Below are 8,255 nucleotides of genomic sequence, written 5' to 3'. Positions count from 1 at the left end.
TGCCGCGCGTGACCGGCGCGCCGGCGCCCGCCCCGGCCCTCTCGCCGGACCCGGCGGTGCTGGTCATGATGTGCGACGGGCTCGGGCACGGGCCGCTCGCCGCCCTGGCGAGCGAGGCCGCGGTCAAGGCGTTCCGGGAGAGCGCCGCCCGCCACCCCGAGGGGCTGCTGCGCGACATCCACACGGCGCTGCGCGGCACGCGCGGCGGCGCGGTCGCCGTGGCGCGGGTGGAGCCCTCCGAGGGGCGCCTGCTGTACTGCGGCATCGGCAACGTGAGCGGCTTCGTCCTCGGGCCCGGCTCGCGCAGGGGCCTGCTGTCGGCCCCCGGCATCGTCGGCCAGCAGATGCGCAGCCTGCGCACCTTCGAGGCGCCGCTGGAGCCCGGCGGCGCCCTCGTCATGCACTCGGACGGGCTGAGCGAACGCTGGAGCCAGGACGACCTGCCGGGGCTCCTGCGCCACTCGCCGGCCGTGGTCGCGGGGCAGTTGCTGCGCGAGGCAGCGGTACGCCGGGACGACGCCGGGGTGGTCGTCGTCAAGGGGGCCTGGTGAGCGCCCCCGGGCGCGGAGTGCCGCTCGCCGCGTTCGACCTCGCCACGTTCGACCTCGCCTCGGAGCAGGACGTCTTCGCCCTGCGCCGCAGCGGGCAGAGCGCGGCGGTGGCCCTCGGCATGGAGCGGCAGGACCAGGTGCGCATCGCCACCGCCCTCAGCGAACTCGGCCGGGACCGGCTCGGGTGCGCCGGGCTGTCGGTGACCTTCTCGCTGATCGCCGAGCCGGCGCCCTCCCTCGCCGTCGTCTTCCGGTGGCCGGACGGCACGCGGGAGGGACCCGACCTCGAACCCGCGTCGCGTCTCGTGCACCGCGTCCGCGTCGAGCGGGACGGCGGGCACCGCCTGATCGTCGCCGAGCACCCCCTGCCGCCGGGTACCGCACCGGACGACCCGGCCGTGCGCGCCCGGGTGGACAAGGCGCTGCGCCGCCACACGCCCGTCACACCGGCCGACGACCTGCGGGCGCAGACCCGCGACCTGATCGCCACCCTGGAGGAGACCCGGGCCCAGCGCGAGGAGCTGCGCAGGCTCAACGAGGAACTCGAGGAGACCAACAAGGGCGTCCTCGCGCTGTATTCGGAGCTGTCCCAGGAACTGGAGGAGACCAACAGCGGGGTCGTCGCCCTCCACGCCGAACTGGAGGAGACCTCGCGCCGCCTGCGCGAGACCAGCGAGGCGAAGACGCGCTTCTGGACGAACATCAGCCACGAGCTGCGCACCCCCGTCAACGCGATCGTCGCCCTGACCCGGCTGCTGCTCTCGCCCGGCACCGGGCCGCTCAACGAGGACCAGCGCACGCAGCTGTCCCTCGTCGACGCGTCGAGTCAGACCCTGTTCGCGCTGGTCAACGACTTGCTGGACGTCGCCAAGGCGGAATCGGGCCAGGTGCAGATCGAGTCCGCGCCGGTCGACCTGCGCACCCTCGTCGGCCAGCTGGCCGCGGTCCTCGGCGGCACCCGCCCCTCCACCGACGTGGCCCTGCGCACGCCCGCGCCCTCGGCTCTCCCCGTGGTGGTCACCGACGAGGTGCTGCTCACCCGCATCCTGCGCAACCTGCTCTCGAACGCCCTGAAGTTCACCGCGAAGGGAGAGGTGGTCCTCGAGTTCGCCACGGACGACGAACGGGCCCCGTCGTGGATGACCTTCACCGTCACCGACAGCGGTGTGGGCATCCCGCAGGACGAACTGGGCCGGGTGTTCGAGGAGTTCTACCAGATCCGCGGGCCGCACCAGCGCGGCCACCGGGGCACCGGCCTCGGCCTGCCCTATGCCCGCACCCTCGCCGAACTGCTGGGCGGCTCGCTCGCGTTGAGCAGTACCCCCGGTGCGGGCACCCGCGTCGAGGTGCGGCTGCCGTGCCGGCCGGGGCAGGAGCCCGGAGCCGGCGCGCGACCGCCCGGCGCGGCGCCGGCGGGCACGGCGGCCGAGGGAGTGAGCGCCCCCGCGCGCCCGAACCCCGAGAGGGACACGTGAACGACATCGCGACCCGCGACAGCGCTCCCGGGACCATCCTGGTGATCGATGACGACGAGACCAACCTGTACATCCTCTCCAGTTGGCTCAAGCGCGTGGGCCACACCGTGATACGGGCCGGCGACGGCGCGGAGGGACTCGCGCTGCTCGCCTCGCCGGACACACCGCTGCCCGACGCGGCGGTCATCGACGTGCACCTCCCGGACATGACCGGATACGAGGTGTGCGAGCGGGTGAAGGCGGACGCGCGGACCGCGGCGCTGCCCGTCATCCACGTGTCCGCCGTCGCGATCGGCGCCGACGACCACACCGAGGGCCTCCGCCGCGGCGCCGACGCGTACCTCGACCAGCCGATAGATCCCGGCGAGTTCCTCGCGACGATCACCGCGGCCCTGCGCTACGCGCGCGCACGCCGCCGCGCGGAGAGACTCGCCCTGCGCCTGACCACACTCAACCGGGCGACCCTCGACGTCTACCGGGCGGTCGGATTCCACTCCTTCGCGGCGTCGGCGACGGGCGGCGCAGCCGACCTGATGTCCTGCCCGGCCACCGCCATCTTCCTCAGCCCGCAGGGCCAGTCGGTGCACAGCCACGCGGCGGCCCCCGGCACTGCGCCCGTCGCGTCCCCCGCCGGCCCCGAACTCCTCGCCCAGCTGGCGTCGTTCACACTCGGCAGCGGCACGGGTGCCGAGGTGCGTGTCATGCCGGCGGCCCGCTGGCGCGCCCTGCTGCCCCTCGATCCCCTCGGGACGGACGTGGCGCTGGTGGTGGCCCGCACCAAACGCAACCGGCCACCCGTCTGCATCGCCGTCCCGGCCGCCGCCGTCGACGGCACCGACGACCGCGAACTGCTGCAGCAGCTCGCCAGCGCCTGCGCACTCGCCCTGGAGGCGCTGCGCACCTACAACGAGGAACACACTCTCGCGCTCGCGCTCCAGCGCACCTTCCTGCCCGACCGGCTCCCGGCCCTGCCGGGGACCAACCTCGCCGTCCGCTACCGGCCCGCCTCCGACCACGCGGAGATCGGGGGCGACTTCTACGAGGCACTGCGGACCCCTCAGGGGCTGCTGCTGGCGATCGGCGACGTCGCCGGGCACTCGCTCGTCGCGGCGACCGTCATGGGGGAGATACGGCACGCGCTGCGGGCCTACGCCCTGGAGGGCCATCCGCCGCACCGCGTCCTCGAACGCCTCGACAGCCTCCTCGCACACTCCCGGCCCGGCCTCACCGTGACACTGTGCCTCGTGCTCGTGGACCGGGACGGCCTGCGCGTCCAGGTCGCCAACGGCGGCCACATGCCGCCCCTGCTGCTCCCACCGGACGGCCCCGCCACCTACCTGGAGGAGCACGGGCCGATCCTCGGCCTCGGACTGCCGCACCCGCCGCCGGCCGTCCACACCGTCGCACCCGGCTCACGCGTCCTGCTGTTCACCGACGGGCTGGTGGAGGTGCGGGGCCAGGACCTCGACGACAGCCTCGCGGCCTTCCGCACCGCCACGGCGTCGGGGCCCCGGGACCTGGAGAAACTCTGCGACACGCTCCTGCGCGGCTTCGGCGAGGAGAAGGAGGACGACATCGCGCTGCTCGCCGTCGAGTTGAGCCCGTCCTGAGCGGTGCCCGCGCCGAGTGGTCGGTGTGGAATACATGTTGATTGGGTGGGCCGTGTGGGGTGTGGTGGGCCCAAGCCGGGGCACACGGCTCGCCGGAGGTTGATAACTATGGTTCCCCTGCTGCTTGTTCTGCTTCTCGTCCTGATCCTCGCCGGTGCGGGCTTCGCCCTCAAGGTGCTCTGGTGGATCGCCCTGGTGGTCCTCGTGGTGTGGTTGCTCGGCTTCATCGTGCGGCCCGCCGCGTCGGGCGGAAAGCGGGGCCGCTGGTACCGGTGGTGACCGCCGCCCGGTGAGGCGGCGAACACGGCTGCGGGGCGGGCCGGCACCGGCACATCGCCGGTGCCGGCCCGCCCCCGTGTGCGCCCGGCCGCGCCGGCCGTGGGCCGGCCCCGGCCCGGTGCGCACAGCGTCCCGACGCCCGTTCCCCCCGGCGTGATTGGCGCTGCGGAAAAGGGGTACCCAGGCGGCCGTTCATCGTGTCCGCCCCGAAGGGAACCCCCCCATGGCCACCGCCTCGCCCGCGCCCGCCCCGCACCCGACCGCTCCTGTCCGGCACCCGGCAGCCCCGGCCGGGGAGCAGGGGGACGGTCTCCCGCATGTGCCGGACCCTCAGGAGGTCTCGCCGAGGGACGCGCGGGGCCTGTCGAAGCTGTTCTTCGACCGCCTCCGGGTGGTGGAGGAGGGCAGCGCGGAGTACGCGTACGCCCGCAACACGCTCATCGAACTGAACATGTCCCTGGTGCACTTCGCCGCCCGCCGCTTCCAGGGCCGCGACCAGATGGAGGACGTCCTCCAGGTGGGCATGATCGGCCTGATCAAGGCGATCGACCGCTTCGACCTGTCGCGCGAGAACGAGTTCGCGACGTTCGCGATCCCCTACATAGTGGGCGAGATCAAGCGCTACTTCCGCGACGCGACCTGGGCCGTGCACGTCCCGCGCCGCCTCCAGGAACTCCGGGTCGAACTCGCCCAGGCCAGGGACCGGCTCGGCGCCCGGCTGGACCGCGACCCCACCCCCGCCGAACTGGCCGAGCACCTCGGCCGCGGCGAGGAGGAGGTCCTGGAGGGCCTGATCGCGGCCAACGGCTACAACACCGACTCCCTCGACATGCCCTACGACCAGGGCGGCGGCAGCGTCAACGCCAAGACCATGTCCGTGTTCGTCGGCGCCGTCGATCCGGGCATGGAGCGGGTCGAGAACCTCCAGTCGCTGGCGCCCCTCGTCGCCGAGCTGCCCGAACGCGACCGCCGCATCCTGGAGATGCGCTTCGGCCGCGAATGGACGCAGGCCCAGATCGGCGAGGCACTCGGCTGCTCCCAGATGCACGTCTCCCGGCTGCTGTCCCGCATCATCAGGACCCTGCGCGCCGGACTCCTCGCCGACTGCTGAACCCGGCGGCTGGTGAACCCGCCGACCGCCGAACCCGGTGGCTGCTGAAACCGGTGGCTGGTGAATCGCCGACTGCCGATCATCCGGCCGCGGCCAGGACCAGCGGCAGCACCTGGCCGCCGCCCGACCTGCGGAGCAGGCGGGCCGCCACCGCCAGCGTCCACCCGGAGTCCGTGAGGTCGTCGACCAGCAGCACCGGGCCGGACGACGCGGCGAGCGCGGCGGCGAGTTCGCCCGGCACCTCGAAGGCGCCCGACAGCGCCTTCAGACGCTGGGCGGAGTTGCTGCGCCGTCCCGCGCGGGCGCCGTCGGGGCCCGTGTACGCCAGGCTCCCGAGATACGGGAGCCGGCCCACGGCCGCGATGCCCTGCGCGAGGGTCCCGACGAGCTGCGGCCGGGACAGCGACGGCACCGCGACGACGCCCACCGGCCGAGCCGGTGCGTCCTCGCCGCCGGCCGCCCAGCCGCCCGGCGAGCGCGCCCAGTCGGCGAGGACCGCCACCGCCGCCTTCAGGACGTCGTCGGGCACGGGCCCGTCGGCGGCGTCCTGCGCGAGGAGCGGGCGCAGCCGGTTGCCCCAGCCGATGTCGGAGAGCCGCCCGAGGGCACGTCCCGGCGCGCACTGCTCCCCGGCCGGGATGCGGCCCTTGAGGTCGATGCCCAGCGCCGGCATGCCGGTGGGCCACATCCGCCGGGGCTCGACGTCCTCGCCCGGACGGTCCAGCTCCTTCGCGGCGCCCTGCAGCGTCTGCGCCGAGACGGAGGAGTCCGCCCAGGCGCCCGCGCAGTTGTCGCAGCGGCCGCACGGTGCCGCGCCCTCGTCGTCCAGCTGCAGGCGCAGGAACTCCATGCGGCACGCGGACGTGCCGACGTAGTCGCGCATGGCCTGCTGCTCCGCGGCGCGCTGGCGGGCCACCCATGCGTAGCGGTCCGCGTCGTAGACCCACTCGGCACCGGTCGCCGTCCAGCCGCCCTTGACGCGCTTGACCGCGCCGTCGACGTCCAGGACCTTCAGCATCGTCTCCAGCCGGCTGCGCCGCAGGTCCACGGATGCCTCGAGCGCCGGCACGGACAGCGGCCTGCCCGCCTCGCCCAGGGCGGCGAGCGTCTGGCGGACCTGCGGCTCGGGCGGGAAGGCGGTGTCGGCGAAGTAGCGCCAGATGGCCTCGTCCTCCTTGCCGGGCAGCAGCAGCACGTCGGCGTGCGCCACGCCTCGGCCTGCGCGGCCCACCTGCTGGTAGTACGCGATCGGGGACGACGGCGAGCCGAGGTGGACCACGAACCCCAGGTCGGGCTTGTCGAAGCCCATCCCGAGGGCGGACGTCGCGACCAGCGCCTTGACCCGGTTCTCCTGAAGGTCGGTCTCGGCCTGCAGGCGGTCGGCGTTCTCCGTGCGGCCCGTGTAGGAGGCGACCTCGAAGCCGCGCTGCCGCAGGTAGGCGGTGGCCTCCTCGGCGGCGGCCACCGTGAGCGTGTAGATGATGCCGGAGCCGGTCAGGTCGTCCAGGTGCTCGGCGAGCCAGCCGAGGCGGTGCGCGGCGTCCGGCAGCCGCACCACGCCGAGGCGCAGGCTCTCCCTCTCCAGCGGGCCGCGCAGCACCAGGGCCTCCCCCGCGCCGGTGCCCAGCTGCTCGGCCACGTCCGCGGTGACGCGCGCGTTGGCCGTCGCCGTGGTGGCCAGCACCGGCACGCCCGGGGCGAGCTCGGCGAGCATGGCCCGCAGCCGCCGGTAGTCGGGACGGAAGTCGTGCCCCCAGTCGGAGATGCAGTGCGCCTCGTCGACGACCAGCAAGCCGGTGGTGGCGGCGAGCCGGGGCAGCATGTGGTCGCGGAAGTCGACCGAGTTGAGGCGCTCCGGGCTGACGAGGAGGACGTCGGTCTCGCCGCGCTCGACCTCCTCGTGGATCGTGTCCCACTCCTCCGGGTTGGCCGAGTTGATGGTGCGCGCCCGGATGCCGGCCCGCGCGGCGGCCTCCACCTGGTTGCGCATGAGCGCGAGGAGCGGCGAGACGATCACCGTGGGCCCGGCGCCGCGGCGCCTCAGCAGCGCGGTCGCGACGAAGTACACGGCCGACTTGCCCCAGCCGGTGCGCTGCACCACGAGGGCGCGTCGGCGCTCCCGCACCAGCGCGTCCACCGCCTGCCACTGGTCCTCCCGCAGCCGTGCCCGGCCGCCGGGGTCGCCGACGAGTTCGGCGAGGATGGCATCGGCTTCGGTCCGCAGCTCTGGGTCGTCCATGCCCCCCATGCAACCCGATGAGGCGGCCCGTCGGCCACTTCGCGCGGTGTGACGCCCGCGGGCACACCCGTCCCCGCCGTCCGGCGCGCGGTACGGGCGGGAAGAACGGCGCGCCGCGGGGCCCGGGGGTCCGGCCGTCCGCGCGGGGCCCCCGGCGTGACGTGCGGCGCCGCGCATCACCCGGGGCGGCGAATATGGCACACATACCGGGGCATTCCGGTCGCCCGGCCCAATTGCTCGTTGCCGCATCACGGCGGGGCGGCGAGAATTGGGACTGCCTCCGCATCCTCCCGCCCGCTTCCCCGGGCGGCCTTCGCGCTGGCCTCCTACTGGACCATGCCCGCGGTGCGGGCGCGTTTGCGAAGGGAGAAATCGTGACCTTCGGATTCGCGTCGTCGCCGGCAGCTCCGATCGCCTCGGACGGGGGACGGTCCAGCCATCTCGCCCGCATCCTGGAACCCGCCGAGTGGTCGGCCGCGGGCATTCCGCTGCTGCGCAGCCCGCGCGAGGTCGTCGGAGGTCTGCACAGCAGGCACGCTCCCCGTCCGGGTACGGCGGTCGTCGCCGTGCTCGACCCCGAGGAACGCCTCGTCGCGAGCGCCTCGTTCGCGCGCCGTACCACCCGGGCGGACGGCTGGGAGTTCCGCAACGCCCTCCTCGCCCACCTGCGCCGCGTCATCCCGCACGACCTGCGGCGCCGCACGCCCGTGCGCACGGCGGTCCTGCTCTACTGCCGCGAGGGCGACGAGCGCTGGACGGATGAGGACGGGGCGTGGATGTGGGGCCTGCGGGACGCCTGCACCCTGCACGGCCTGCGGTGCGGCGCCTACATCACGCTGACGGACGTCGGCTGGCACGTCCTCGGAGAGGGCCGGGGCGGCCGCCGGCCGCACGCGGGGTCCGCCCCCGCCGACCTCGCGTCCCTGGCCGAGCAGAACGGCGCGCCGACCAGTTCCGGCGGCGGGGCTGCGGCCGCGCTGCGCCGCAGCG

At 74.5% G+C, this 8,255-nt stretch carries 7 protein-coding genes; 6 read left to right on the top strand and 1 reads right to left on the bottom strand.

Annotation, left to right across the window (positions count from 1 at the left end; genetic code table 11):
- The 5 genes from L1885_RS19065 to L1885_RS19045 form a co-directional block, all read left to right on the top strand.
- Nucleotides 1-551 (top strand): SpoIIE family protein phosphatase (locus L1885_RS19065; protein ID WP_235798363.1); only part of this gene is annotated, 551 nt, incomplete at its 5' end.
- On the top strand, nt 548-2,026 hold the full coding sequence (locus L1885_RS19060; RefSeq protein ID WP_235798362.1) for a sensor histidine kinase: 1,479 nt from the start codon (nt 548-550) through the stop codon (nt 2,024-2,026). The genes L1885_RS19065 and L1885_RS19060, both read left to right, overlap by 4 nt.
- Nucleotides 2,023-3,636 carry a fused response regulator/phosphatase gene (locus tag L1885_RS19055; protein ID WP_235798361.1) on the top strand — a complete coding sequence of 538 codons (1,614 nt, stop codon included), beginning with the start codon at nt 2,023-2,025 and terminating at the stop codon, nt 3,634-3,636. The genes L1885_RS19060 and L1885_RS19055 overlap by 4 nt, the downstream gene beginning before the upstream one ends.
- A 108-nt stretch (nt 3,637-3,744) precedes the next feature.
- Nucleotides 3,745-3,915: a hydrophobic protein gene (locus L1885_RS19050; protein ID WP_235798360.1), complete on the top strand. Its 171-nt coding sequence runs from the start codon at nt 3,745-3,747 to the stop codon at nt 3,913-3,915.
- Nucleotides 3,916-4,138: 223 nt separating this feature from the next.
- A complete protein-coding gene (locus L1885_RS19045; protein WP_235798359.1) occupies nt 4,139-5,026 on the top strand; it encodes a SigB/SigF/SigG family RNA polymerase sigma factor in 888 nt (295 codons plus the stop codon).
- Between the two features lie 79 nt (nt 5,027-5,105).
- Here L1885_RS19045 and L1885_RS19040 read toward each other — a convergent pair whose 3' ends face one another.
- Nucleotides 5,106-7,265, bottom strand: coding sequence for a RecQ family ATP-dependent DNA helicase (locus L1885_RS19040; protein WP_235798358.1), 2,160 nt, complete (start codon nt 7,263-7,265; stop codon nt 5,106-5,108).
- 374 nt (nt 7,266-7,639) lie between these two features.
- Between L1885_RS19040 and L1885_RS19035 the strand changes: the two genes are divergently transcribed.
- Nucleotides 7,640-8,255 (top strand): hypothetical protein (locus L1885_RS19035; protein WP_235798357.1); only part of this gene is annotated, 616 nt, incomplete at its 3' end.

The sequence above is a fragment of the Streptomyces fuscigenes genome (genome assembly GCF_021556455.1).
GTDB lineage: Bacteria > Actinomycetota > Actinomycetes > Streptomycetales > Streptomycetaceae > Streptomyces > Streptomyces fuscigenes.
The sequence above is the reverse complement of the archived record's forward strand: the minus strand, read 5'-3'. Positions and strand labels throughout refer to the sequence as shown.